The following is a 26,718-nucleotide window of genomic DNA, read 5'->3' on the forward strand; positions in this document are numbered from 1 at the left end:
CAGAGCTGATGGAGCTTTATGTGACGAAGAATCAAAAAAAACTCCGGTGCGGAATTACAACAGGTACCTGCTGCACAGCAGCAGCACTGGCTTCGGCCAGGCTGCTTTTTTGTGTATGTGGAAATAAAGAGAACGGGCAGGAGGAAGCTGTGAACTTAAGACTGCCAGGAGGCAGTCAGATGCAGGTGCCGGTTTTTATGTCAGAAAGGACAGATGATTTCGCAGAATATTATGTGGTCAAGGACAGCGGGGACGATCCGGATGTGACTAACCATGCAAAGATCTATGCGGGAGTAAGGATCCTTCCGGATGAAACAGAACCGCAGAAAGACTGGTTCTGTGACGAGGAAAGAAAAGGTCTGTATCTGACAGGGGAAGAGGGGATCGGAAGAGTCACAAGAGAAGGACTTCCTGAGAAAACAGGACAGGCAGCGATCAATCCGGTGCCAAGGAAGATGATCTTTGGAGCAGTGAGGGAAGTACTGAAGCTGGCTGATGTGTCAGAAAGGGTGCTGATCACTGTGCGGATTCCAGGTGGTGAGGAACTGGCAGAGCGGACCTTTAACAGAAAGCTGGGGATCGTCGGAGGCTTGTCTGTTCTTGGAACGACAGGGATACTGGAGCCTATGAGCGAAAAAGCGATCGTGGATACCATTGAGACGGAGATCAGACAGAGGGCTGCAGCCGGAGAAAAGAACCTTCTGCTTACACCCGGAAATTACGGCAGGGGGTATGTCAGTGAATATCTGCAGCTTGACATGGACAGCAGTGTGAAGTGCAGCAATTATATAGGAGAAACCATTGATCTGGCGGTCAGCTATGGTATGGAGAGGATCCTGCTTGTGGGAAATATCGGCAAGCTGGTTAAGCTGGCGGCAGGGATCATGAATACCCATTCCAAGGTGGCAGATGGCAGAAGAGAGATCATGGCATTATACACCTTTCTGGCAGGGGGCTCCAGGGAACTTGCAGAGAAGATCATGTCCTGTATTAATACAGAGGAAATGATACCGCTTCTTGAAAAAGCGGGGCTCAGGGAAGCAGTGATGGAAAAACTGCAGGAAGCAATTGACAGTTATGTCAGACACAGAGGCGGCTCTAAGGTGACGATCGCTGTAATGCTGTTTTCAGAGCATTTCGGATTTCTGACACAGACGAAGGAAACAGCAGAGCTTCTGCCTTATTTTACAGGCAGGAATGAGAGAAAGGATGAAACATGATTTATTTTGTAGGTGCAGGACCGGGAAGTGAGGATCTGATCACGGTAAGGGGGCAGCGGTATCTGACAGAGGCAGATATTGTGATCTATGCAGGATCACTGGTCAACCCGGCGCTTTTGAAAAATACCAAAGAAGACTGCCAGATCTACAACAGTGCATATATGACTCTTCCTGAGGTGATCCAGGTAATGGAGGAGGGAGAAAAGGCAGGAAAAATGACAGTCAGGTTACATACAGGGGATTCCAGCCTGTATGGCGCTGTCAGGGAGCAGATGGAAGAGCTGCAAAGGAGAAATATAGCCTGGGAGGTGTGCCCGGGAGTCAGCTCCTTTTGCGGGGCGGCAGCAGCACTTTCCCTGGAATATACGCTTCCCGGGATATCCCAGAGTGTGATCATCACACGCTCGGAGGGAAGGACTGCTGTTCCGGAGAAAGAGAGCCTTCGAAGCCTTGCAGCCCATCAGGCTACCATGGTGCTGTTTTTATCATCAGGACTGGCAGAAGAGGTAAGCCGGGAGCTGATCGGTGGTGGATATGAGCCGGATACTCCGGCAGCAGTTGTATATAAAGCAACCTGGCCGGAGGAAAGGAAATTTGTTACCACACTTTCTTTGCTTCCGGAGAAGATGAAAGAAGAGGGCATTTCAAGGACAGCGCTGATCATCGTGGGAAATGTGATAGACAGTGGCTTTGAAAGATCGAAGCTTTATGATCCTTGTTTTACTACCGGATATCGGAAGGGGATGGACACGCAGAATGCCGGAAAGGAGAAAGGCTATGAGAGCAGGAATGATTGCCTGCAGTGAAGCAGCATATGACCTGATGATCCTGGTCAGGGAAAGATGGCAGCAGAAGCATCCGGAGGATGAGCTGGAATATAAGGTGAAGTGCAGGGCACTTTCCTCCATTTCCATGGCTGAAACTGTGACGGAGCTGACAGGAAGCTGGTTCCCGGATAAGGATGCTATTCTTTTTTTCTGTGCCAGTGGAATTGCAGTACGCAGTATTGCACCCTTTCTCAGACATAAGGCGAAGGATCCGGCTATCCTTGTCATTGATGAAACCGGAAGGTTCTGTATTTCCCTTCTTTCAGGTCATCTTGGCGGAGCCAATACGCTGGCAGAGGAAATTTCCGGACTGATGGCAGATAAGGGGATGATCCCGGTGATCACTACAGCCACAGACCGGGAGGGATGCTTTTCTGTTGATGAATTTGCCAGAAGGAATGGCCTTGTCCTGACTGATTTCCAGTGCGCAAAGGAAATTTCAGCAGCGATCCTCCAGGGGGAGAAAATATTCTTTGACTGCAGCTATCCTGTAGAAGGAGAAGTGCCGGAAGAGCTGATTCTTGAAAAAAGCAGGGGAAAAGAAAATGGTCTTGAAAGGGAAGAAAAGCGTATCCTGATCTCGGACAGGGTATACACAGCTGCCGGAGCTGCAAAGAAGGGATGCTGCCTGCAGCTATTGCCAAAGAATATTGTAGTTGGTATTGGCTGCAGAAAGGGAACTGATAAGGAAATGATCCGGCAGGCAGTCACTGCACATCTGCACAGTCTCTGTCTTTCAGAGGAGGCAATTGCCGGTGTGGCAAGCATTGACCTGAAGCAGGAGGAAGAAGGGATCCTTGCCTTCTGCCGGGAAAAGCAGATTCCCTTTATGACCTATTCTGCAAAGCAGCTGCAGATTCAGATGGGCAGCTTTGCTGCGTCAGATTTTGTAGAAAAGGTCACAGGTGTAGATAATGTCTGTGAACGCAGCGTAGTGGCATCAGGTGCAGCTCTCCTGTCAGGCAAACGGGCAGAGAATGGTGTGACCACAGCAGTAGGAGAATATCAGAGGAGTATCGTATTTTGAAGCAGATTTATGTAGTAGGCATCGGACCTGGAAAAGAAGAAGGCATGACGGCAGAGGCAAGGGACGTGATCTCTTCCTGTGAGGTGATTGTAGGGTATCAGAAATATATGGAGCTTATCCGTGCCTTATGTAAGGGAAAGGAAATCATTGTTACCGGAATGAGGCAGGAAAAGGAACGCTGTGAAAAGGCACTTCTTACTGCACAGGAGGGAAGGACGACAGCTATGGTCTGCAGCGGAGATGCCGGTGTATATGGTATGGCAGGTCTGCTTTATGAAATGGGAGAGGCATATCCGGGAGTGGAGATCCGTGTGGTTCCGGGTGTGACGGCTGCCCTTTCCGGTGCGGCAGTACTTGGTGCACCTCTGTCCCATGATTTTGCATTAATCAGCCTAAGCGATCTCCTGACGCCGTATGAGCTGATCGAGAAGAGACTGGCACTGGCGGCGCAGGCAGACTTTGTGATCTGCCTTTATAATCCTTCCAGCCATAACCGGCCGGATTATCTGAAAAAAGCCTGTGAGATCCTTCTTCGTTATAAAAGAGGGGAGACAGTCTGTGGCTATGTGAGAAATATTGGCAGAGAAGGAGAAGAAGCAGAGATCCTTTCCCTTCTGCAGCTCATGGAGGCACAGGTAGATATGTTCACCACGGTGTTTATCGGGAACAGTACGACCAGAAGGATAGGAGATAAAATGGTAACCAAAAGAGGGTACAGGATCGAAAATCAGGAAGGAAACAGGGTATGAGACTTGTCATCTTTGGTGGGACAACAGAAGGAAGAGTGCTGGCAGAGAAGGCTGCGGCATTACAGATACCGGTAATTGTCAGCGTATCCACAGAATACGGGGCAGAGCTTCTGAAGGAGAACGCTTTTCTTACGGTACATCAGGGCAATCTGACAGAGGAAGAAATGGAACAGCTTCTTCTTTCATGGCAGGCAGAGCTTTGTATGGATGCGACTCATCCCTATGCAGAGCTGGTGACAAAGAATGTCAGAAAGGCCTGTGAAAAGCTGGCTCTGCCCTATGTCAGGATCCTTCGAAAAGAGGAAGCCACGGATGCCGGGGAAGACAGAGTTTCTGTGAAAAGTGTGGAGGAGGCAGTTTCCTTCCTGCAGGAGACGGAAGGGAGGATTTTCATTGCTACAGGCAGTAAGGAACTGGAGAAATATACAAAGCTCCGGAACTTTAAGGAACGCTGCACGGCAAGGATCCTGCCCTCGGAGGAAGCCATTGCAAAGGCCGTTTCCCTTGGATTTTCAGGGAAACATCTGATCGCTATGCAGGGACCTTTTTCAGAAGAACTGAATGAAGCCATGCTGAAGAGTGTGGAAAGCAGGTACTTTGTGACGAAAAGCTCCGGAAAAGAAGGAGGCTTTGCAGAAAAATGCAGGGCGGCCAGGGCAGCCGGAGCAACCCTTATAGTGGTGGAAAGACCGGAGGCAGAATGCCCGGAAAAGAAGGAAGGACAGGATGCAGAAAAGCAGACCATGACGCTTCAGGAGGCCTGCCAGCTTCTAGAAGGCGTGGCTTTTAAGGCATCGGATGGGACTGTGCCGGAAACAGACAGAGAAGTATATCTCATTGGCATGGGGCCTGGAAGAGCTTCCTTGCTGTCTGTGGAAACCCGTCAGGTGCTTGGGTCCTGTGAGGTGCTGATCGGATCCGGACGGATGCTTCAGGAGGCACATCAGGTGCTGACGGAAGATAAGCCCTGCTTTATCAGTGTCCGGAAAGAGGAGATCGCAGCCTATCTTAAGGAACACAGCGGCATAAAAAGAGCAGCCGTTCTGTATTCCGGGGATGTGGGCTTTTCTTCCGGGGCAAAAGGCATGGAAGAGCTCCTTGCAGGGAGCTTCCATGTAAGTCGTATTCCGGGTATTTCTTCTCCGGTCTATTTTCTGTCACTACTTGGACTATCGCTTGAGGAAGCAGCACTTGTAAGCTGTCATGGAAGGGAGCAGGAGCTGATCCCGCTGCTTTTGGAAGGGAAGAAGGTCTGTGCTCTGCTCGGTGGCAGAGGCCAGCTTTCCGGGCTGTGCGAGAAGCTGGTTTTCTATGGACTTTCTGATGTAGGGGTCACTGCAGGAGAGAGGCTTTCCTATCCGGAGGAGCGGATCAGGAGGGGGCGGCCAGAGGATTTTATCGGGAAGGAAACAGACAGTCTTACCATAGCTTTACTGGAAAGAACAGAGAGCGGTACAGACAGAAGAAGCCTTCCGGGACTTCCGGATGATTCTTTCAGCCGGGCAAAGGTGCCTATGACCAAGGAAGAAATCCGGGTATTGTCTTTAGCCAAATTAAACCTGAAAAGGGACAGCATCGTTTATGATATCGGAAGCGGAAGCGGCTCTGTGGGAATTGAGGCAGCACTTTTTGCCACGGAAGGAAAGGTATACGCTATAGAAAAGAAGGAAGAAGCGTATGCCCTTACCGGAGAGAATGCGAGAAAGCACAGGGCATCCAATCTTTTACAGATAAGGGGAGAGGCACCGGAGGCTTTACAGGAGCTGCCGTCACCGACCCATGCTTTTATCGGAGGCAGCAGCGGCAGACTGACTGAGATCGTAGAAGCAGTGCTGCAGAAGAATGACAGGGCAAGGATCGTGATAAATGCCATTACCCTGGAAACGCTGGAAATACTGCTGAAGCTGAAAAGGGAAAATCCACGCTGCCGGAATATGGAACTGCTTCAGGTACAGGTTACAAGGGTAAAAGAGCTTTCCATTTACCATCTGACAGAAAGTGAAAATCCGGTATGGATCGCAGCATTTGGAGGAGAGAAATGAAAAAACAGGCAAGGATTCTGCTGGCTGCGCCAAAGAGCGGAAGCGGAAAAACATTATTTACCTGTGGACTGCTGGCACTGTGCAAAAAAAAACAGATCAAAGCGGCTGCCATGAAATGCGGCCCTGACTATATTGATCCCATGTTCCACAGAAAGGTGCTTAAAGTACCTTCCGGCAATCTGGACAGCTATTTTACCGGTGAGGATACTCTGAGAGGGATCCTGACAGACAAAATGGAACAGAGTGACCTGACTGTGATCGAGGGAGTCATGGGCTTTTATGACGGACTTTCCGGGATCAGCGAAAAGGCCAGTACCTATGATGTGGCAAGGCTCACGAAGACGCCGGTATTGCTTGTGGTGGATGGAAAGGGAGCCAGTGTTTCCCTGGCAGCACTGATCCGTGGAATAAGGGACTACCGGGAAGACAGTCACATAGCGGGTGTGCTTTTAAACAGGGTTTCTCCTGCTTATTATGAACGGATCAAAGCAGTGATCGAGAAGGAGTGTGAGCTGCCTGTCCTTGGCTATCTGCCGGAGCTGCCGGTGCTTTCCGTGCCGTCAAGGCATCTTGGACTGCTGCAGCCTGAGGAGCTTGCCGGATTTGATACCTGGATCACAGAGGTTAGGGATGCATTGGAAAAGACGGTGGACCTCGAGGGGATCCTTGCTGTGGCAGAAACAGCACCGGAATTGCAGACAGGAGAAAGCGGATCACTGCCGGTGCTTTCCACCAAAGTCCGGATCGCACTGGCACAGGATGAAGCCTTCAGCTTCTTTTATGAAGAGAACAGGAAGCTCCTTGAAAAAATGGGGGCAGAGGTCTGCCCGTTTTCTCCTATCCATGATCAGGAGCTGCCGGAGGAAACAGATGGTCTGATCCTGCCAGGAGGCTATCCGGAGCTGTATGCAGAGGCACTCTCTGAAAATCACTCCATGAGAAATCAGGTAAGAAAGGCCTGCGAAGGAAACATGCCGGTTCTTGCCGAATGCGGAGGCTTTCTTTACTTACAGAAAAACCTGACTTATGAAGGGAAAACCTTTGACATGGCAGGGGCGCTTGATGGAGAAGGATTTCAGACGAAGAGCTCCGTAAGGTTTGGTTATCTGGATGCGGCAGCAGAAAAGCCAGGACTTTTTGGGGATGCAGGGGTATCGATCCGTGGACATGAATTCCATTATTTTGACTGCAGTAACAATGGGGATGGCTTTACGGCGAAAAAGCCGCTTTCAGACAGAAGCTATTCCTGTATGATATATACAGCACATATGGCAGCAGGATTCCCTCATTTTTATTATGAAAGCAATCCGGAGATGCTCTATAGCTTCCTTCGTGCCTGTGAAAGCTACCGGGCAGGGCGGCTTGCAAAGAAGCATCTGGACAGTATTGCAAAGCCCCTTGACAGTCTTGGACTTCTGGAGGATATGGTGGTGAAGCTGTGCAGGATCGGAAGATCCGAAAAGCCTTATCCACTGGAGAAAAGGGCACTTCTTGTGCTATGTGCGGATCATGGCGTTGTAGAGGAGGGGGTGACCCAGACTGACAGCAGCGTGACCAGAGTGGTGGCAGAAAATTTTGCGAAAGGAAATTCTACGGTAAACTATATGGCGGAGGTAGCCGGTGTGGATGTATATCCGGTAGATGCCGGCATGAAGGGGAAATACTACCGGGACAGAACCCTGAGAAGGGATGCAGTGGCAGACCGGAAGATCGCAGAGGGCACAGGAAACCTTACGAAGGAGGCAGCCATGACAGGAGAGCAGTGCAGAAGGGCACTGGAGGAAGGAAAGGCACTGGTAAAGGAGCTGAAGGAGATGGGCTATACTATTCTTGCAGTAGGAGAAATGGGGATCGGCAATACCACGCCAACCAGTGTGCTTGCCGGACTGTACCTGAATAAAGATGCAGGAGAGGTGACAGGAAAGGGAGCCGGTCTTTCCTGTGAAGGCTATGAGAGAAAGTGCCGGGCAGTAGAAAGGGCGCTCACAAGGATACGGGCAGAACACCATACGGATCCGCAGGAGCTGCTGGCAGAAGGAGGCGGTCTTGAGATCGCCATGATGGCTGGTGTATTTCTGGGAGCAGTGAAGGAGGAAATGCCGGTAGTGCTGGATGGTGCGATTTCCTGTGTTGCAGCGCTTGCGGCATACCGGATAGACTGCCGGGTGACGGATTATCTGCTGCCATCCCATATGTCAGGGGAAGGAACCGGAGCCATGGCGCTTTCTGCTCTTGGTCTGCAGGCTCCTGTCCGGGCCGGCATGCGGCTTGGGGAAGGAACGGGAGCGCTTACTCTGTTCCCGCTGCTTTCCATGGCCATGGAGGTCTATGAAAGGATGGGAACCTTTACCGACTATGAAATCAGAAGCTATGAACGGTTTCAGGAAGAAATACCGGAAGCCTGATGTGGGCTTGAATGAGGCAGTGAGGAGAGAAAGATGCTCAGACTGGTGACAGGCGGAAGCTGCAGCGGCAAAAGTGCTTTTGCAGAAAAGCTGGCAATAGAGGAAAAGAAAAAGCACCCGGCAGGCACTCTTTATTATGTGGCTACCATGGTACCCTATGATGAGGAATGCCAGGAACGGATCAGAAGACATCGCAGGATGCGGAAGGACAAGGACTTTGTGACAAGGGAATGCCATACGGATCTTTCCAGGCTGACAGCAGAGAAGGAGGATGTATTCCTGATCGAGTGTCTCTCAAATCTTCTGGCTAATGAGATGTATGAAAAGACAGGACGGCTGCAGGAAAAGAGCAGTGCACCTTTCTGTGTGGAAGAGGTGATCGCAGCACCGGTACGAAGGCTTGCCGGGCAATGTGCAGCTGTGATCGTGGTGACTAATGAGGTCTTTTCAGAGGGAATTGCATTTCCGCAGGAAACGGCGCTGTATCTGCAGCTCCTTGGAAAAAGCAACTGTCTGCTTGCCAGGGCGGCAGACAGTGTGACAGAGGTGATCTGTGGGATCCCTGTGGAACGGAAGAAATAAAAGGAAAACGGGATGAACCGGAAAACGGACAGACAGAAAACAGGAGGAAACATTTTGAAAGCACTTATTATGGCATTTTCCACATATTCCAGGATTCCCATGCCGAATGTGGAGTTTTCAGAAAAGAACCAGCGGGCAAGCCTCTGCTTTTTTCCGCTGATCGGTATTGTAATTGGACTTTGCCAGTGGCTGCTTATGCATTTCTTTTCCTTTCTGCCGGTGATCCTGCCACATACCGATCTGACTTTTCCCCTGATCCGGGCAGGCTTTATGTGTGCTCTGCCGGTCTTGGTCACAGGAGGGATCCATATGGACGGCTTCCTGGATACCGTGGATGCCAAAAGCTCTTTCAAAAGCAGGCAGGAGAGGCTGAAAATCCTGAAGGATCCTCATACAGGTGCCTTTGCTGTGATCTACAGCTCCCTGTATTTTATTATTTCCACGCTGCTGTACTTAAATATGACTGAGGCATCAGTTCTGCTGCTTCCTATGATCTATGGCATGGAGAGAGCCCTAAGTGCCCTGTCCCTTCTGATCTTCAGGAAAGCAAGGGAAGATGGCATGGCGGCTTCCTTTGCCGGCAGTGCAGGTGGTTACGTAAAATGGGTGCTGCTGGCAGAAGCAGTGCTGCTTGCGGTGCTGATGGTAGCTTACAGACCCCTTGCCGGCATATTTTGTGTTTTGACAGCGGCAGCCTGCTTCGTATATTACCGGGTGTCCTCTTATAAATGGTTCGGCGGGGTGACCGGGGATCTGGCGGGACACTTTCTGCAGCTCTGTGAGATCTGCATGCTGTTTATGGCAGTGTTATTTGGAATGTAAAAGACAGACAGGAGAAAAGCCGATGATATTTATTGTAGGTGGTGCCTTTCAGGGTAAGGGAGCCTTTGCAGAAACACATTTCAAGGGAAAGAAGATCGTGGTTCATTACGAGGAAACCATAAGGGAAGAACTGCTTTCCGGGAAGGATCCGCTGGCAGAGGCAGAAGACTTTCTTAGAGAAAACAGGGATGCGGTGATCATCAGTGCAGAGGTAGGGTATGGACTGGTTCCCATAGATGCCTTTGAACGGAAATACCGGGAAGCTGTTGGCAGGGTAAACTGCTACCTGGCAGGAGAGGCAGAGCAGTTTTACCGTGTGGTCTGCGGTGAAGGAGAGAGACTGAAATGAGGGTATATCTGATCCGGCATGGTGTCACGAAGGGAAACCTGGAACACCGTTATGTGGGAAGTACAGAGGAAGTGCTCCTCCCGGAGGCGGATGAGCCACTGCTTTCCCTTAAGAAACGGCTGGAAAAGGACGGATGCCGGAAACCGCATCTGCGGGTCAGTCCCATGCTCCGGTGCCGGCAGAGTGCAGAGATTCTGTTTCCCGGAGAAAAGCAGACTGTAGTAGAGGATTTCAGAGAATGTGACTTTGGCACCTTTGAATATAAGAATTATGAGGAGCTGAACGGAAAAGCGGATTACCAGCGATTTCTTGATTCCATGGGAGAAGCACCGTTCCCAGGAGGGGAAAGTAAAAAGGAATTTTCGAAAAGATGCAGCAGTGCCTTTGAAGGAGAGCTCCGGAAGCTTATGTCTGAGGAGGCAGAAGTGGTCTTTGTGGTGCATGGGGGAACGATCATGGCGGTTCTTGACAGATTTTCAGAACCACACAGGGATTATTATGACTGGCAGATCGGGAATGCAGAAGGCTTCCGGGCAGAGGTGACGGAAGAAGTGGGATCCGGAAGGATCAGGCTGAAGGAGATCAGAAGAATATGACAGTATGGCAGCATATAATGGCAGAGAGAATGATGATCCTGACAGCAGGACTTTTGCTGGATGCACTGTTTGGAGATCCGGTCTGGCTGTACCATCCGGTGCGGATGATCGGGAAGCTGATCACCGGGCTTGAATGGCTCCTTGACAGACTGTTTCGTATATCCGGAGAAAGGGAAGCAGATCAGAAAAGGAAGCTGTTTGCCGGAGGACTGCTTGTGCTTGGTACGGTAGTTTTTTCTGTAGCGGTTCCGGCAGGGATCCTGTATCTTGCAGACCATATCCATCATGGACTGTATCTGCTTCTTTCCTGCTTTTTCTGCTATCAGCTTCTGGCAATGAGATCCCTGAAGGCAGAAAGCATGAAGGTGTACACGGCGCTTTTACAGGAAGGACTTGCTGCGGGCAGAAAAGCGGTTTCCATGATCGTAGGGAGAGATACAGAGGCTCTAACAGAAGAGGGGGTCATAAAGGCCACAGTGGAAACCATAGCAGAGAATACGTCAGATGGTGTGATCGCACCTCTTCTTTATATGACATTGCTTGGCGTTCCCGGCGGATTCTTTTATAAAGCAGTCAATACTATGGATTCCATGGTTGGATATAAAAATGACAGATATTTATATTTTGGGAGAGCAGCAGCAAGACTGGATGATCTTCTGAATTATATTCCGGCGAGACTGGCAGCCCTGTTCATGATAGCCGCTGCTTTTCTGCTCCGTATGGATGCAAAGGGAGCAGTACATGTCTGGAAGCGTGACAGGCGGAAGCATAAAAGTCCAAACTCAGCCCAGACAGAAAGCGTCTGTGCAGGTGCCCTGCAGGTACAGCTTGCAGGAAATGCCTATTACTTTGGGAGGCTGTATGAAAAGCCTTTTATCGGAGATCCCATCCGGAGGATCGAACGGGAGGATATCAGACGGGCGGGGAAGCTGCTTGTTATGACAACAGTGCTTTTTTATCTCTGCTGCATGGCCTGTCTGTTTCTCTGCATGGCGTTATATGGAAAGGTGATCTTGTGAATGTGGAAGAGCAAAGGAAGAAAATGGATATGAAGGATTATGTACATGGCGGTGACCGCTATGGCAGAGAAATAGAGCTGGATTACTCGATCAATATTAACCCCCTTGGCATGCCAGAGGAAAGCCGGCAGGCAGCCATAAAAGCAATCCTTCTTTCAGACTGTTACCCGGATCCATATTGCCGGGATCTGATCCAGGGGATCAGGGACTTTGAAGGAACCACGGATCAGACGGAGATCCTTACAGGAAACGGGGCAGCAGAACTGATCTATGCGCTGTGCAGGGCAGTTCCGGCAGGAAGGGCGCTTCTGACGGCGCCCTCCTTTCAGGAATATGAAAATGCCCTTGAGGCAGCAGATCATTCCTGTGAGTTCCTGTATCTGAAGGAAGAGAATGATTTTATCCTGCCCCTTCAGGAACTGCTTTTAAGAATCACGGAGGAGACAAGCCTTGTTTTTCTCTGCAATCCCGGTAATCCTACAGGCACTGTTACGGGAAAGGCTGAGCTTGTGAGACTGGCAGAGAGATGTGAAGAAACAAAAACCTTTCTTTGCGTGGATGAGTGCTTTCTTCCTTTTCTGCCCGGGGAACCGGCGCTTAGCATGAAGGGGGAAACAGTCCGTTTTCCTCATCTGGCCGTATTAAGAGCCTTTACCAAGGTGTATGGGATGCCGGGGCTGCGGCTTGGCTATCTTATGACGGGGAACAGAGAGCTGGCAGGACGGATGAAGGAAAAGCTGCCGCCATGGAATGTATCGCTGCCGGCGCAGCTGGCGGGAGCTGCAGCACTGAAAGCAGAAGGATATCTGGAAAAGACAAGGGAACTGATCCGGGGAGAAAAGGAAAAGCTGGTGTCTTTGCTGTTAGAAACCGTAGCTGACAGGGTATATCCTGGCAGTGCCAATTTTCTCTTTTTCCATGGAAGGGAAGGGCTTAAGGATGCACTCCTTGACAGGAAGATCCTGATCAGGGACTGCAGTAATTTTAAGGGACTTTCCAGGGGATATTACCGGATCTGTATAAGGACACAGGAAGAGAATGAGAGGCTGAAAGAGATATTGTATTCTCTTGCAGGAAAGGAAGCAGGGAAATGAAACGAAGAGCAAAAGCCATAATGATACAGGGAACCATGTCAAATGCGGGGAAAAGTCTGATCGCTGCAGGACTCTGCCGGATACTGTGGCAGGACGGCTACGAAACTGCACCCTTTAAATCCCAGAATATGGCGCTCAATTCCTTTATTACCACTGAAGGACTGGAAATGGGAAGGGCACAGGCAGTACAGGCTCTGGCCTGTGGAAAGGAGCCGTCTGTCCTTATGAATCCCATTCTGCTCAAACCGGTGACGGATATGGGCAGCCAGGTTATCGTTATGGGTGAGGTACAGGGAAACCAGAAGGCAATGGAATACTTCCGGCATAAAAAAGAGTATCTTCCTGAGATCAGGAAGGCTTATGACAATCTGGCAGAGCAGAATGATGTGATCGTGATCGAGGGGGCAGGAAGCCCGGCAGAGATCAATTTAAAGCAGGATGACATTGTCAATATGGGTATGGCGGAGCTGGCAGATGCACCGGTACTGCTGGTAGGGGATATTGACAGAGGAGGTGTGTTTGCACAGCTGATCGGAACCGTGCAGCTTTTGGAAAAAGAGGAACAGGACAGGATCAAGGGACTTCTGATCAATAAGTTCAGGGGAGATGCTTCGCTGCTGACTCCCGGTCTTAAGCAGATTTATGATAAATGTGGAAAAGAAGTGCTTGGTGTGATCCCCTACATGGATGTTGATATCGAAGATGAGGATTCTCTGTCGGAAAAGCTCTGGCAGAGGGAAAAGGGCGAAAAGATCGATATTGCTGTAATCCACGTGGGAAAACTGTCCAATTTTACCGACTTCCAGGCATTTGCGGTGGAGGAGGATGCGACAGTACGTTATGTAGAGAAGAGAGAAGAGCTTGGAAACCCGGATGTCGTTATCCTGCCGGGCAGTAAGAATACGATCAGCGACCTGCTTGCTTTACGGGAAAATGGAATTGAGGCAGCTATCCTGCGTCTTTCAGAAAAGGGGACACTGATTTTCGGGATCTGTGGCGGGTATCAGATGCTTGGAAGAACGATCACGGACAGCAGTGGTACAGAGGGTGAAAAAAGAACATGCAGAGGAATGGGACTTCTGCCGGTGCATACTGCTTTTGCCAGGGAGAAGACAAGAACCAGGACAGAAGGAATATGCAGTATCCTTTCCGGAGAATTCTCTGATCTGTCACAGAAAAAAGTAAAAGGCTATGAGATCCATATGGGGGAGAGTGTCCGTGAGGAAGGGGCAGAGCCCTTTCTGATCCTTCAGGGAAAAGAGGATGGCTGTGTCTGCCGGAATGTGGCAGGTACCTATCTGCATGGGATATTTGATGAAAAGGCATTCTGCAGTACCTTTGTCAGAATGCTGTGTGAGCGTAAGAAGCTCCCATATCGGGAGGGAAAGAAGGAGACCTATGAGCAGTACAGGGAGAGACAGCTCGATATACTGGCGGATACACTGAGGAGCTGTCTTGATATGCGGAGGATCTATGAGATCATCGGCCTGAAGCAGCCACTTAGGGAGGTGGTGCCGGCACAGATCGAAAAAGAGAGCTTTGCCATAATCGGAAGAGAACTGGAGCACAGGGGGATCTGCCTGCCTGCAGAGGAAGAAATGGTGACAAAGCGCGTGATCCACACAACAGCGGATTTCGACTATGTGAAAAACCTCTATTATTCTGAAGGCGCGGTGGAAAAGCTCAGAAAAGCCCTGAGAGAGGGAGCCTGTATTGTAACAGATACCCAGATGGCTAAGGCAGGGATCAATAAGAAGGCACTCGGGAAATATGGGGGCGGAGTATACTGCTTTATGAGTGATGAGGATGTTGCGGAGGAAGCGAAGGAGAGAGGCTGTACCAGAGCCTTTGTCAGTATGGAACGGGCAGCGGCACTTGGAAAACCGCTGATCTTTGCCATTGGAAATGCACCTACAGCGCTTGTCAGCCTGTATGAGCTGATGGCGAAGAAATGTGTGGAGCCTGCCGGGATCATTGGTGTGCCGGTTGGCTTTGTCAACGTTGTTGAAGCCAAAGAGCTGATACTTGAAAAGAAAGAGGAGGTGCCCTGCATCGTAGCCAGAGGACGAAAGGGAGGAAGCAATGTGGCAGCAGCCATCTGCAATGCTCTTCTTTACGGGATACAGGAGAAAGGATAGGAAACGATGGCAGTCATTTCACTTCATAAGATCGCACCCTTTGAACAGCTTCTTTCCCGTTGCCAGCAGGCTGATTTTATTGAGGAAGCTGCCAGGAAAAACGGGTATGGAAGAGAAGACCTGCCGGAGCTTTCCCGTATTGCCGGGGAGATAGTACGGGAAAGTGGCCGGAAGGGGAGCTTTACAAGTAAACTGCTTCAGGAAGAAGTAGAAGGAAAAAGACCGGTGACGGTCAGTGTCCTTACCCTTGGAGAAGGGGTGGATCGTCTGCAGGACAGATACCGGGAAAGGGAAAATATGACAGCAGCTTACATGGCAGAGGTGATCAGTAATGAGATCCTGATGAAAAGCTATGAAGCATATGACAGAATGCTTGCAGAAACTACTGATTACCGGGTAAAGGAGTTTCATTTTCCTGGAAGCGAAGAAGCATATCCACTGTCGGACATTGGGAAGATCCTGGATATGCTTGGTGCTCCGGTGCAGTGCCTGAAAAGCTTCTGTATGGTTCCCAGAAAAAGTGTAGTATTCTATGCGGAGCTCACAAGGGAAAAAGGGAATGCCTGCCGGAGTGTCTGCCAGACCTGTGAAAAAAGAAGCTGTCCGTACAGAAGGGAAGAAAACAGGAAGGGGGAACAGATATGATCCAGTTATACTGCGGGGATGGAAAGGGAAAGACCACAGCGGCGCTCGGTCAGCTCATCAGGATGAATGGATGGGGAGAAAAGACTGTATTCTGCCAGTTCATGAAGGGAAATGATACCGGTGAGCTGCACAGCCTTGAGAATATAAAGGGGGTGCGTATCCTGCGCAGCGAAAAGGATTTCGGATTCTATAAGTCCATGACAGAAAAAGAGAGGCTGGAGCTGACAGGGATCCACAACAGGCTGCTTGAGGAGCTGCTTATGCTCCAGGAGAAAGAAGAAGCAGGACTGATCGTGCTTGATGAGATCACCTATCCCGTGGAATATGGGCTGATCGACATAAACAGGCTGAAGCTTTTGCTGAAAAGAGCCGGGGAGAAGAAATGTGAGCTTGTCCTGACAGGAAGGGATCCGGCAGATTTCCTTATGGAGAGTGCGGATTATATTACCAGAATGGAAAAGCGCAGGCATCCCTTTGATAAAGGGGTAATGGCAAGAAAGGGAATCGAATATTAACATTGCAGAATCCTGCCTGAATGGTTTATAATAGATAAAAGTATGTGGAAAAGAAGAAATACATATCGGGGGAAGATATATGGAAAGAGAAAATGAACCGGATAATCTTGATATAAATGATTATCACAGGCTGCGTTATCTTGGGGATAATGTCAATGAGATCCTTCAGAGCGTTCTTGAAAATATCCGTGCGGGGATCGGACTGTTTGAGGTTGGGGAATCCATCCGTGCCCTGTATCTGAATGATGCCTATTTTCAGTGCATTGGTTATAGCAAGGAAGACTATGGTAAAGAGATACAGGATGTGTTATCTACTCTTTTACCTGAGGATGCAGCAGGCTTTCTTGCCTGTATCTCTGAGAATGCACCGAAGGGCAGATCGATCTATTATATCATAAGAGGCTATCGCAAGAATGGAGAGATCGGCTGGTTTGAGGTCAAGGGAGAGCCTCTTGAAAACCACATCGGGAAGAATCCTATTTATCTGACCGTAATTTCGGATATTACGGCAGAAAAGGAGAGCGAAGCCCAGGTCAGGGAGCTGAAGCAGATCAATGATGAACTGACACTGCAGCAGGAGAGGTACAAGATCCTGGAGGCAACAGCCATGGGGCTTCTGTTTGAATATTATCCGGAGAAGGATACCATGGTATTTTCCTATAATCTTCCGGGAAACAAGAAGCGCAGGGAAGTCAGGAATTACAGTGTATATATGAAAAATTCACCGTTTGTGCACAGCAGCCACCAGAAAATGTTCTGCGAGGCGCTTCAGGAAGCATGCAAGGGGGAAGTAGATAAAAACCTGGAATATCTTTCTTCCATATCTGGAGGCGGATACCGGTGGCACCGGACACACTATAAGAGTATCCTTGATAATGAAGGAAAAGTGATCAGTGTGATAGGCAGGATCCAGGATATCCATGAAGAATATATGGAGAAGGCAAAGCTGAATTACCGGGCGGAGACAGATGGACTGACGGGACTGTACCGGAAGGAAGCTGCCTTTGAAAAGATGCGTGAATATATGGTGGAAGCCCCAAGGGAGATCTATTATTTCAGCCTGGTGGATCTTGATCACTTCAAGCAGATCAATGACCTGCACGGGCATCAGTACGGTGACAGGATCCTGCAGCAGACATCGCAGGCACTGTCGGCAGGATTTGGGGAAAGTGCAGTGATCGGACGGTTTGGAGGTGATGAATTCATCATCCTGACCAGAGGACTTTCAGAGGAGGAGGTAAGGCAGATCCTTCTGAAGGTCAGAGAGCAGTGCAGCTTCTGCTTTGGAACAGTGAAGACTGGAGCTGAGGATCCGCTGATGGAGGTATTTGAAGAGGCAGACAAGCGTATGTACCATCAGAAAGCACTGCGTAAGGAAGAAAACTGAGAAATCTATTTGACTTTAACGAGTTGAAGCGGTATACTATACCACGTGGCGGATAAAGCCGCCAGAAACAGGAGGAGAAAATTATGAAAAAATTCTTAGCACTTCTTTTAACCGGTGCTATGGTTGCTCTGACTGCATGTGGATCTGCAGATACCACTTCTTCAGAGACAACTGATGCAGCAGAAACAACCGAGGCAGCTGATGAAACAGAAACAGCTGAGACTGCAGAAGCAGATACTGCTGCAGCAGATGGCAAGACCTTTACTGTAGGTATCTGCCAGCTCGTTCAGCACGAAGCACTGGATGCAGCAACACAGGGCTTTAAGGATGCCCTGACAGAAGAGTTCGGTGACAGTGTTACTTTTGATGAGCAGAATGCCCAGGGTGATTCAAATACCTGTGCTACGATCATCAACAGCTTTGTCAGCAACAATGTAGACCTGATCCTTGCCAATGCAACACCTGCCCTTCAGGCAGCTGCAACCGGTACAACAGAGATCCCGATTCTTGGAACATCTGTTACCGAGTATGGCGTGGCACTGGATATCAGTGATTTTAGTGGTACAGTGGGCGGTAATATTTCAGGTACCTCTGATCTGGCACCTCTTGACGGACAGGCAGATATGATCAAGGAGCTTTTCCCTGATGCCAAGACTGTCGGTCTGTTATACTGCTCCGCAGAAGCAAACTCACAGTACCAGGTAGATACCATTAAGGGATATCTGGAAGAGATGGGATATACATGCAACTACTATTCATTCTCAGACTCCAATGACCTTGCTTCCGTAGCAACAACAGCATCCGGTGAAGTAGATGTACTGTATGTACCTACTGACAATACCGTAGCTTCCAATACAGAGATCATCAACAACATCTTCCAGCCCGCAGGCATTCCTGTAGTGACAGGAGAAGAAGGTATCTGTGCAGGATGCGGTGTGGCAACCCTTTCTATCAGCTATTATGATCTTGGTGTTGCAACCGGCAAGATGGCAGTGAGAGTCCTGAACGGAGAAGATATTTCTACCATGCCGGTAGAGTACGCTCCCAACTTCGTAAAGAAGTACAATAAGACGATCTGTGATGCGCTGAACATTACAGTGCCTGATGATTATGAGGCAATTGAGGAATAATCACAGACAGAAAAAGAGTAAGAAACGGGCAGCAGGAACTTCCCTGCTGCCTTTCTTAAAAGAAAAATGATGTAACGGGGAGGATATCAATGAATTTCTTAAATCTGCTCAATGCATTGCCGGGAGCTGTAGCCCAGGGACTGATCTGGGGAATCGCAGCAATCGGTATTTATATTACCTTCAGGATCCTGGATATTGCGGATCTGACTGTAGATGGTTCTATTGGAACCGGTGGTGCGGTCTGCATTATGATGATGCTTTCCGGCCACAATGTATATGTGTCCATGCTGGCAGCGACACTGGCGGGCATGGCGGCAGGACTGGTGACAGGACTGTTTCACACTTTTATGGGAATACCTGCGATCCTGGCCGGTATTTTAACACAGTTTGGACTGTATTCTATTAATTTGAAAATAATGGGAAAGGCCAATCAGGCGATCGGTGCTGATAAATATGACCTTCTCGTAGCTCTCCGCTATGTAAAGAATGTCCCTTTCTATAAAAATACAATTTTTGTTGTTACTGTTGTTGTGATTATTCTGATTGCCATTCTGTACTGGTTCTTTGGAACAGAAATGGGATGTGCGCTCCGTGCCACAGGCTGTAACAGCAATATGTCAAGAGCACAGGGAATTAATACCAATTTCTCCAAGGTACTTGGACTTATGATCTCCAACGGTCTTGTGGGACTATCAGGGGCATTGCTCTGTCAGTATCAGGGCTTTGCGGATATCAATATGGGACGTGGTGCTATCGTTATCGGACTGGCAGCTGTTATCATTGGGGAAGCAATCTTTGGTAAGATCTTCAAGAACTTCGGACTGAAGCTTCTTGCTGCTGTGCTTGGTTCCATCCTGTATTATTTCGTGGTACAGACTGTAATCTGGCTCGGTATCGATACAGATCTTCTGAAGCTTCTGTCAGCAGTGGTTGTTGGTATTTTCCTGGCAGTACCCTACTGGAAGGCAAAATATTTCACGAAGCCCTCTGCAAAGAAGGGAGGAAAGGCACATGCTTGAAATTAAGAATGTAACCAAGATCTTCAATAAAGGAACTGTAAATGAAAAGGTGGCGCTGGATGATTTTTCCCTGACACTTGAGGATGGTGACTTTGTTACTGTTATTGGTGGCAATGGCTCCGGTAAGTCAACCATGATGAATGCCATTGCCGGTGTGTGGCCGGTCGATGAGGGCAGGATCGTGATCGATGGTATTGATGTTACAAAGCTTCCGGAGCATAAGAGGGCGAAGTACCTGGGAAGGGTATTCCAGGATCCTATGACCGGTACAGCAGCCACCATGGGCATCGAAGAAAATCTGGCGTTAGCAAAGCGCCGCGGAAAGAGCCGTTCCCTGAAAACGGGAATCACCAAGAAGGAACGGGAAGAATATAAGGAGCTGTTAAAGAGCCTTGATCTTTCTTTGGAAGAGCGTATGACCTCCAAGGTAGGCCTGCTTTCCGGTGGACAGCGTCAGGCACTGACACTTCTGATGGCCACACTTCAGAAGCCTAAGGTACTGCTCCTTGATGAGCATACAGCAGCACTGGATCCCAAGACAGCAGCCAAGGTATTGGAGACCACAGAAAAGATCGTGAACAGAGACAAGCTGACTACGCTGATGATCACTCACAATATGAAGGATGCCATTGTGCATGGCAACCGACTGATCATGCTGAAGGATGGACATGTCATCCTGGATATCAGAGGAGAAGAAAAGAAGAAGCTTACCGTAGAAGACCTGCTTCATAAGTTTGAGGCAGCAAGCGGAGATGAATTCCTGAGTGATCAGGCTATTCTTGGTTAAGAAAAAGAACGAAGGCGTTCAGACCATGAGGTCTGGACGCCTTTTTACGTCACAGGAAATTACAGTGACCCACCGCAGGCGGAGAATCCAGCAAGCAGGATTCTTTCACGTTGTAGGAATGTGTAGCAGGAAAGGCAGAACAGGATGAAAAAAAGATTACAGTTTCCTCATATTGGTATGCGTATTGTAAAATCGGCGACAGCGATCGCCATCTGTTATCTGATCTCCTTTCTTCGGGGAAGCAGCGGCATTGTATTTTATTCCCATCTGGCGGCGCTGAGGTGTATCCAGATCTATGTGGCAAACAGCCGAAAGAATGCACTGCAGAGACTGACAGGTACCACGATCGGAGCAATCTATGGACTGATTGTGCTCCTGATCATGGAGAAGATCCCATTTACCGGAAAAGCACTGGAGGTATTCAATGCCGTACTGATCTCTGCCATGATCGTACCGGTGCTCTACACTACCATTGTGATCAAAAAGAAACAGGCCTCCTATTTTTCCTGTGTGGTATTTTTAAGCATCGTGGTCAACCATATGACAGATGCCAATCCCTATCTTTTTGTATGGAATCGTTTTCTGGATACGGTGATCGGAATCGCTGTGGGAATAGGGGTGAACTGTATTTCCCTTCCACGGAAAAAACAGAAGGATATCCTGTTCATATCAGGACTGGATGATACGCTGCTTTCCAGAGATGACAATTTAAGCGACTACAGCCGTGTGGAACTGAACCGGATGCTGGATGAAGGAGCGAACTTTACCCTGTCTACCATGAGAACACCGGCATCTCTGATGAAGCCCATGCAGGACATCAGGCTGAAACTTCCGGTGATCGCCATGGACGGGGCAGTGCTGTATGATATCAATGAGAATGCTTATCTGAAGGTGTATGTGATATCCCACTCCATGAGCATGGAGGTGCTGAGTCTGGTCAAAAAGCATGGTCTGTCCTGTTTTGCCAATGTGGTGGTGGATGACATGCTTATGATCTTTTATGAAGAAACGGGAGAGCCGGTGCACGAAGCCCTCGTCCGGGAGATGAGAAAATCGTCTTACCGCAATTATGTGAAAAGCGAATCCATGAAGCAGGAAAATGTAGTTTATTTTATGATGCTTTATGAAAAGAAGATCATAGAAGAATTTTATGAGGTGCTGAAAAACAAAGGGCTGACAGAAAAACTGAAGATCCTGAAATATGACTCCGTAGATTATCCGGGTTATTCCTATATTAAGATTTATAATAAAAATGCAACCAGGGAGCATATGACGGAATACCTGAAAGCTATGCTGGATTTGAAAAAGACAGTAACCTTTGGCAGCATTGAGGGAAAATATGATATTGTGATCAGGTCGGGGGACAGCAACCGGGTTGTCCGGGAACTGAAGAAAAGATATGAAGTAGTGAAGTGGAGAAGAACCCGGAGGGATTGACAAAACAGTTAGTCTATGCTAACATAACAAATGTTATGAACCAGAATGACAGAGAAAATTCAAAAGAACTGATCATCAGGGCGGGAAAACAGGAGTTCCTGAAATATGGGTACAAAGGTGCAAGCCTTCGGAATATCTGCAAACAAGCAGGTGTGACAACAGGTGCGTTTTATTTTCAGTTTGAAAATAAGGAACAGCTCCTGGATGAGATCTTAAGGCCGGTGATCACCTATTTCAGTGCCATGGTACAGAAGAGCACCATGGAAGAATTTGAAGGAGAATCATCCAGTGCAGACGGAGATGAGCAGATGCTGGAGATGCTCTGGAATTACAAGGAAGAATGTCAGATCCTTCTGGAAGGAACAGCGGGAACCGCTTATGAAAAGGTTTTTGAAGAGCTTCAGGAAGGGCTGAGGCAGGGATTTCTCCTGTTCTTCGGAAAATATGGAATATCAGATGTGGATGAGAAGCTTTTGGATGTGATCGTCAGAATGCGGGTAGAGAGTTATCTCACCATCATCCGAAAAGAATATACACTGGAGGAAACAAAGAAGTTGGCAAGACAGATTGGCATCTACTGTGATGCCGGGTTTGAGGCACTCGTCAGACAACTGAAAACAGAACATAGTGGTAATTGAAGTCCGGGGCAGACGCCTCGGACTTTTTTACATAACAGATTATAACAAATGTTATGCTGAAAAGCAGGAAGGAGATTATGATGAAGGGAAAAAAGATCATGTTATCTAAGGAAGGAAATTATGGAAACTGGGTACCGGCAAATATGATGAAGCTTATGTGGGCCGGAGATATTGTGCTGGCTGTGTTGACGATCGTTTTTGCAGCAGTTTTAAAGGTGGCTGTACCGGTCTGGATTACAGGAGTGCTGCTTGTAATCCTTCTGGCGTATACGCTTTATATGTGGCGATGCCGTGAGGCCTTTGATTTTAACAAAGGCGATGTAATGGGAGATGTACATCAGTATCTGGTAAATCATCTGCCCTGGGACGGAAAGGGAAAACTGCTGGATATCGGATGCGGAGCAGGAGCCCTTACCATGCGCTGCGCCCTTACCTATCCTGAGGCAGAACTGACAGGAATGGATTACTGGGGAAAAGAGTGGAGCTATGCAAAGGAGCAGTGTGAAAAGAATGCAAAGGTGGAAAAGGTTTCTGACAGAGTAAGCTTCCAGAAGGGAGATGCGGCAAGCCTTGATTTTGCAGATGAAACTTTTGATGCCATTGTCAGCAACTTTGTATTCCATGAGGTAAGGACGGCAAAGGATAAAAGAGATGTGGTAAGAGAGGCATTCCGTGTCCTGAAAAAAGGCGGTGCATTTGCTCTGCAGGATATGTTTGCACAGAAGGCGCTGTACGGTGATATGGAGCAGTTTGTGGAAGAACTGAAAAAGGCAGGCTTTCAGGAGGTGCATTATATCGGCAATATTGAGAAGCAGGATGGCCTTGTGCCCGGATATATCCAGACACCATGGATGATCAGCGGGGCAGGCCTGATCTACGGGATCAAATAAAAATCCCCGGAACTGCGCCTTTGCAGTCCCGGGAATTTTAGGGGAGGATAAGTATTTCATTTATCCTTCGTAAGCGGGTTACCTTGCAATCGTCAAAGGAGGGGGTTCCTGTGACTGATTGTAATCATAGTATGAACCGTAAAAATAAGGTTTATACGTGAAAATGAAAAAAATTTTTACTTTTCTGATAAACTGTTATATAATAGGCATACATGAACAAGGAGGACGAGTTTTATGGCATTACTGCAAAAGTGGCGTGATATGGCCTATTCAGAAACAGCAAATAAAGGAGACTTACAGAGACTCTGGGGTGCTTACTTCCAGAAGGAGAAAGAAATCTATGCTATCCTTCTGAAGAATCCCGATGAAGAAGTAAAGGGTACTGTAAAGGAACTGGCAGATAAATACAGTGTTGACCTGATGACAATGGTAGGTTTCCTGGACGGAATCAATGACAGCTTAAAGGCTGCCAATCCCATCGAAGAAATGGAAGAGGACACTGAGGTAAGCCTTGGATTTGACAAGGAGCTTCTTTACAAGAACATGGTAGCAGCAGGTGCTGACTGGCTGTACGAGCTTCCTGAATGGGAAGAGATCTTTGATGAGGACAAGCGTAAGGCTCTTTACAAGGAGCAGAAGTCTTCTACCACGATCGTAAAGCCGGAGAAGATCTATCCCAACGATCCCTGCCCCTGCGGAAGTGGTAAGAAGTATAAGAAATGCTGCGGTCGGAATAAATAAATTTTCCATTAAATAATTTTTTTCAGGTTTGGTCTTTACAGATCTGAAAAAGTGTCATATGATAATGGCAGATTAAAGATAACACGTTGATGAGAAGAGTACGATGTGGAATGTATCAGAGAAGAACATCAGATAGTGATATCTGTGCTGAGAATGTTCCTGCAGGAAGCATCCGAAAACTACCTCGGAGTGACCCCAATCAGGTCCGTATTCCTACGTTACAGGATTTGAGAGGCTTCTGTAAGACGTCACAGGCGCAGGAAGCAAGCAGGGTGGAACCGCGTTTCTTACGTCCCATGTATTACGACAGTAGTGCATGGGATTTTTTAATACGCACCACAGAAAAACAAGCGGCTTCACGGTGACGCAGGGAAAGCAATATTTTTGAACCAGGAGGAAAACTATGAAAGAGAAAATCGAAAAACTGAAAACATTTCTGGCAGGTACCACTACCATTTCCAACAGAGAGTTTGTGCTTGCCATGGCAGTTGGTATTCTGGGAGGTATTGTCTTTGGACTTCTGACTTCTCCCAGAAAAAATACGACCATCGGAAGCAACAATGGCAATAACAGTCCCTACGGCAACGGTCTGAAAGCCGGGAAAAAGGCCGGTGACTGGGACGAGATCGAGAAAGCAGAAGAGAACAGAGAATAAAATAAGAGGAGATAAGAGAGATGAAAATTACATTAAAAGACGGTTCTGTAAAAGAATATGACAGTGCCAAAAGCGTATATGAGATCGCAGCAGATTTAAGTGAAGGACTTGCCAGGGCAGCCTGTGCAGGAGAGCTTGACGGAGAGGTCGTAGATCTTCGTACTGTAGTAGATAAGGACTGTAGCCTGAACATCCTGACAGCTTCTGATCCAGAGGGTCTGCGTGTGATCCGCCACACCTGTTCCCACGTTATGGCAGAGGCAGTAAAGAGACTGTTCCCACAGTCAAAGCTTGCGATCGGACCTGCCATTGATACAGGATATTATTATGATTTTGAGCATGAGCCTTTTTCAAGAGATGATCTTGACAAGATCGAAGCAGAGATGAAGAAGATCATCAAGGAAGGTCATGAGCTGAAGAGATTTACCCTTCCGAGAAATGAAGCGATCCAGTTTATGAAAGACAGAGAAGAACCTTACAAGGTAGAGCTGATCGAGGAGCTTCCGGAGGATGCAGAGATTTCCTTCTATGATCAGGGAGAATTCGTTGACCTGTGCGCAGGCCCCCACCTGATGAACACAAAGGGAATCAAGGCCTTCAAGCTGACCTCTTCTTCCATGGCATACTGGAGAGGAGATGCAGAGAAAGCAAGACTGCAGAGAATCTATGGTACGGCATTTAACAAGAAAGAAGAGCTTGCTGCCTACCTTGAGCAGCTTGAGGATGCCAAGAGACGTGACCACAATAAGCTTGGCCGGGAGATGGAGCTGTTTACTACAGTAGATGTGATCGGACAGGGACTTCCTCTTTTCCCTCCGAAGGGAACCAAGATGATCATGAAGCTTCAGAGATGGATTGAAGACCTTGAGGATAAGGAATGGGGCTATGTCAGAACCAGAACTCCCCTAATGGCCAAGAGTGATCTTTACAAGATTTCCGGACACTGGGATCATTACAAGGATGGCATGTTTGTCCTTGGGGATGAAGAAACAGACAAGGAAGTATTTGCGCTTCGTCCCATGACCTGCCCGTTCCAGTATTATGTATATAAGAATACCCAGAAATCCTACAGGGATCTGCCTTACCGTATGAGTGAGACCTCCACGTTGTTCCGTTCTGAGGATTCCGGTGAAATGCATGGACTTACCAGAGTACGTCAGTTTACTATCACAGAGGCACACAATGTGATCCGTCCTGACCAGACAGAGGAAGAGTTATCCAACTGCTTTAATCTGGCATATTACGTTCTGTCAGTGCTTGGCCTTGAAAAGGATGTAACCTTCCGCCTTTCCAAATGGGATCCGGCCAATAAGAAGAAATATCTGGGAGATGAGCATTACTGGGAGTCCACACAGGAGGTACTGCGTAAGCTGCTGGAGGAGAAGCAGGTGCCCTTTGTAGAGGCTGATGGTGAAGCTGCATTCTACGGACCGAAGATCGATATCCAGGCAAAGAATGTATATGGCAAGGAAGATACCATGATCACGATCCAGCTTGACTGTGCGATCGCAGAGAACTTCGATATGTACTATGTGGATCAGAATGGTGAAAAGAAGCGTCCTTATATCATTCACAGAACTTCCATGGGATGCTACGAGAGAACACTGGCATGGCTGATCGAGAAATATGCCGGTAAGTTTCCGACATGGCTTTGCCCGGAGCAGGTCCGTGTCCTTCCTATTTCTGAGAAGTATGCTGATTATGCAGAACAGGTTCGTAAAGCACTGGCAAAGGCTGATGTGGATGTTACAGTAGATAACCGCTCCGAAAAGATCGGTTTTAAGATCCGTGAGGCAAGAATGGACAGACTGCCTTATATGCTTGTTGTCGGACAGCAGGAAGAGGCGGACGGGACAGTATCTGTCAGAAGCCGCTTTGCCGGAGATGAGGGTGTGAAGCCTCTGGATGAGTTTATTGCCCAGATCACAGAGGAGATCAGGACCAAGGCGATCCGCAAGGAAGAAGTAGAAGAAGAAAAGAAGTAATTTTTAAGGAGCTGTTTAT

The 26,718-nt window shown here is 48.3% G+C and carries 25 protein-coding genes and 1 pseudogene; all 26 read left to right on the plus strand.

All coding sequences use genetic code 11. The annotated features are described in order from the left end of the window. Positions 1-20: 20 nt before the first annotated feature. The 26 genes and pseudogenes from cbiD to thrS all read left to right on the plus strand — a co-directional run bounded on the left by cbiD (position 21) and on the right by thrS (position 26,699). Positions 21-1,220 (plus strand): cobalt-precorrin-5B (C(1))-methyltransferase CbiD, encoded by a 1,200-nt coding sequence (cbiD, locus tag WJQ40_RS11345; RefSeq protein ID WP_337540356.1) that lies wholly within the window; start codon positions 21-23, stop codon positions 1,218-1,220. Beyond that, positions 1,217-2,026 (plus strand): precorrin-4 C(11)-methyltransferase, encoded by an 810-nt coding sequence (gene cobM / locus WJQ40_RS11350; protein ID WP_337540358.1) that lies wholly within the window; start codon positions 1,217-1,219, stop codon positions 2,024-2,026. The genes cbiD and cobM overlap by 4 nt, the downstream gene beginning before the upstream one ends. Continuing rightward, a complete protein-coding gene (locus tag WJQ40_RS11355) occupies positions 1,998-3,074 on the plus strand; it encodes a cobalamin biosynthesis protein (protein ID WP_337540360.1) in 1,077 nt (358 codons plus the stop codon). Before cobM ends, WJQ40_RS11355 begins: the two co-directional genes overlap by 29 nt. Beyond that, positions 3,071-3,823, plus strand: coding sequence for a precorrin-3B C(17)-methyltransferase (gene cobJ, locus WJQ40_RS11360; protein ID WP_337540363.1), 753 nt, complete (start codon positions 3,071-3,073; stop codon positions 3,821-3,823). Before WJQ40_RS11355 ends, cobJ begins: the two co-directional genes overlap by 4 nt. Then, complete coding sequence (gene cobK / locus WJQ40_RS11365; protein ID WP_337540365.1) at positions 3,820-5,865, plus strand: precorrin-6A reductase; 2,046 nt, start codon at positions 3,820-3,822, stop codon at positions 5,863-5,865. Before cobJ ends, cobK begins: the two co-directional genes overlap by 4 nt. Beyond that, positions 5,862-8,270 carry a cobyrinate a,c-diamide synthase gene (locus WJQ40_RS11370; protein WP_337540368.1) on the plus strand — a complete coding sequence of 803 codons (2,409 nt, stop codon included), beginning with the start codon at positions 5,862-5,864 and terminating at the stop codon, positions 8,268-8,270. The genes cobK and WJQ40_RS11370 overlap by 4 nt, the downstream gene beginning before the upstream one ends. 33 nt (positions 8,271-8,303) lie before the next feature. After that, entirely contained in the window at positions 8,304-8,852 is a 549-nt protein-coding gene (locus tag WJQ40_RS11375; RefSeq protein WP_337540371.1) for a bifunctional adenosylcobinamide kinase/adenosylcobinamide-phosphate guanylyltransferase, read from the plus strand. Between the two features lie 54 nt (positions 8,853-8,906). After that, complete coding sequence (locus WJQ40_RS11380) at positions 8,907-9,674, plus strand: adenosylcobinamide-GDP ribazoletransferase (protein ID WP_262574703.1); 768 nt, start codon at positions 8,907-8,909, stop codon at positions 9,672-9,674. Between the two features lie 22 nt (positions 9,675-9,696). Next, complete coding sequence (locus tag WJQ40_RS11385) at positions 9,697-10,023, plus strand: bifunctional adenosylcobinamide kinase/adenosylcobinamide-phosphate guanylyltransferase (RefSeq protein WP_118798219.1); 327 nt, start codon at positions 9,697-9,699, stop codon at positions 10,021-10,023. Next, positions 10,020-10,619, plus strand: a complete 600-nt coding sequence (locus WJQ40_RS11390) for a histidine phosphatase family protein (protein ID WP_337540373.1) — start codon at positions 10,020-10,022, stop codon at positions 10,617-10,619. The genes WJQ40_RS11385 and WJQ40_RS11390 overlap by 4 nt, the downstream gene beginning before the upstream one ends. Before the next feature lie 17 nt (positions 10,620-10,636). Then, positions 10,637-11,638 carry an adenosylcobinamide-phosphate synthase CbiB gene (gene cbiB / locus WJQ40_RS11395; RefSeq protein WP_337540449.1) on the plus strand — a complete coding sequence of 334 codons (1,002 nt, stop codon included), beginning with the start codon at positions 10,637-10,639 and terminating at the stop codon, positions 11,636-11,638. A 29-nt stretch (positions 11,639-11,667) separates the two neighbouring features. Beyond that, complete coding sequence (locus tag WJQ40_RS11400) at positions 11,668-12,732, plus strand: threonine-phosphate decarboxylase (RefSeq protein ID WP_337540375.1); 1,065 nt, start codon at positions 11,668-11,670, stop codon at positions 12,730-12,732. Then, positions 12,729-14,222 (plus strand): annotated as a pseudogene (locus WJQ40_RS11405) (cobyric acid synthase); the annotation flags it as partial. The gene WJQ40_RS11400 and the pseudogene WJQ40_RS11405, both read left to right, overlap by 4 nt. A 21-nt stretch (positions 14,223-14,243) precedes the next feature. Further along, on the plus strand, positions 14,244-14,870 hold the full coding sequence (locus WJQ40_RS11410) for a precorrin-8X methylmutase (protein WP_337540451.1): 627 nt from the start codon (positions 14,244-14,246) through the stop codon (positions 14,868-14,870). 6 nt (positions 14,871-14,876) lie between these two features. Then, positions 14,877-15,515: a hypothetical protein gene (locus WJQ40_RS11415; protein WP_337540377.1), complete on the plus strand. Its 639-nt coding sequence runs from the start codon at positions 14,877-14,879 to the stop codon at positions 15,513-15,515. Continuing rightward, complete coding sequence (locus WJQ40_RS11420; protein WP_337540379.1) at positions 15,512-16,030, plus strand: cob(I)yrinic acid a,c-diamide adenosyltransferase; 519 nt, start codon at positions 15,512-15,514, stop codon at positions 16,028-16,030. The genes WJQ40_RS11415 and WJQ40_RS11420 overlap by 4 nt, the downstream gene beginning before the upstream one ends. 79 nt (positions 16,031-16,109) lie before the next feature. After that, positions 16,110-17,417, plus strand: a complete 1,308-nt coding sequence (locus WJQ40_RS11425; protein ID WP_337540381.1) for a diguanylate cyclase — start codon at positions 16,110-16,112, stop codon at positions 17,415-17,417. Positions 17,418-17,500: 83 nt separating this feature from the next. Then, a complete protein-coding gene (locus WJQ40_RS11430) occupies positions 17,501-18,547 on the plus strand; it encodes an ABC transporter substrate-binding protein (RefSeq protein ID WP_118798225.1) in 1,047 nt (348 codons plus the stop codon). An 89-nt stretch (positions 18,548-18,636) separates the two neighbouring features. After that, positions 18,637-19,566: an ABC transporter permease gene (locus WJQ40_RS11435; RefSeq protein ID WP_118798226.1), complete on the plus strand. Its 930-nt coding sequence runs from the start codon at positions 18,637-18,639 to the stop codon at positions 19,564-19,566. Then, positions 19,559-20,353: an ABC transporter ATP-binding protein gene (locus WJQ40_RS11440; protein WP_118798227.1), complete on the plus strand. Its 795-nt coding sequence runs from the start codon at positions 19,559-19,561 to the stop codon at positions 20,351-20,353. Before WJQ40_RS11435 ends, WJQ40_RS11440 begins: the two co-directional genes overlap by 8 nt. A gap of 144 nt (positions 20,354-20,497) precedes the next feature. After that, entirely contained in the window at positions 20,498-21,790 is a 1,293-nt protein-coding gene (locus tag WJQ40_RS11445) for an HAD hydrolase family protein (RefSeq protein ID WP_337540384.1), read from the plus strand. Continuing rightward, positions 21,787-22,428, plus strand: coding sequence for a TetR/AcrR family transcriptional regulator (locus tag WJQ40_RS11450; RefSeq protein ID WP_118798229.1), 642 nt, complete (start codon positions 21,787-21,789; stop codon positions 22,426-22,428). Before WJQ40_RS11445 ends, WJQ40_RS11450 begins: the two co-directional genes overlap by 4 nt. A 77-nt stretch (positions 22,429-22,505) precedes the next feature. After that, positions 22,506-23,318, plus strand: coding sequence for a class I SAM-dependent methyltransferase (locus WJQ40_RS11455; RefSeq protein ID WP_337540387.1), 813 nt, complete (start codon positions 22,506-22,508; stop codon positions 23,316-23,318). A 234-nt stretch (positions 23,319-23,552) separates the two neighbouring features. Further along, positions 23,553-24,059, plus strand: a complete 507-nt coding sequence (locus tag WJQ40_RS11460; RefSeq protein WP_262574717.1) for an SEC-C metal-binding domain-containing protein — start codon at positions 23,553-23,555, stop codon at positions 24,057-24,059. Positions 24,060-24,462: 403 nt separating this feature from the next. Beyond that, positions 24,463-24,714 (plus strand): hypothetical protein, encoded by a 252-nt coding sequence (locus WJQ40_RS11465; protein WP_337540388.1) that lies wholly within the window; start codon positions 24,463-24,465, stop codon positions 24,712-24,714. Positions 24,715-24,734: 20 nt separating this feature from the next. Further along, positions 24,735-26,699, plus strand: a complete 1,965-nt coding sequence (thrS, locus tag WJQ40_RS11470) for a threonine--tRNA ligase (protein WP_118798232.1) — start codon at positions 24,735-24,737, stop codon at positions 26,697-26,699. The last annotated feature ends 19 nt before the right edge of the window (positions 26,700-26,718 follow it).

This window comes from Suilimivivens sp., from assembly GCF_037359455.1.
Lineage (GTDB): Bacteria > Bacillota > Clostridia > Lachnospirales > Lachnospiraceae > Suilimivivens > Suilimivivens aceti.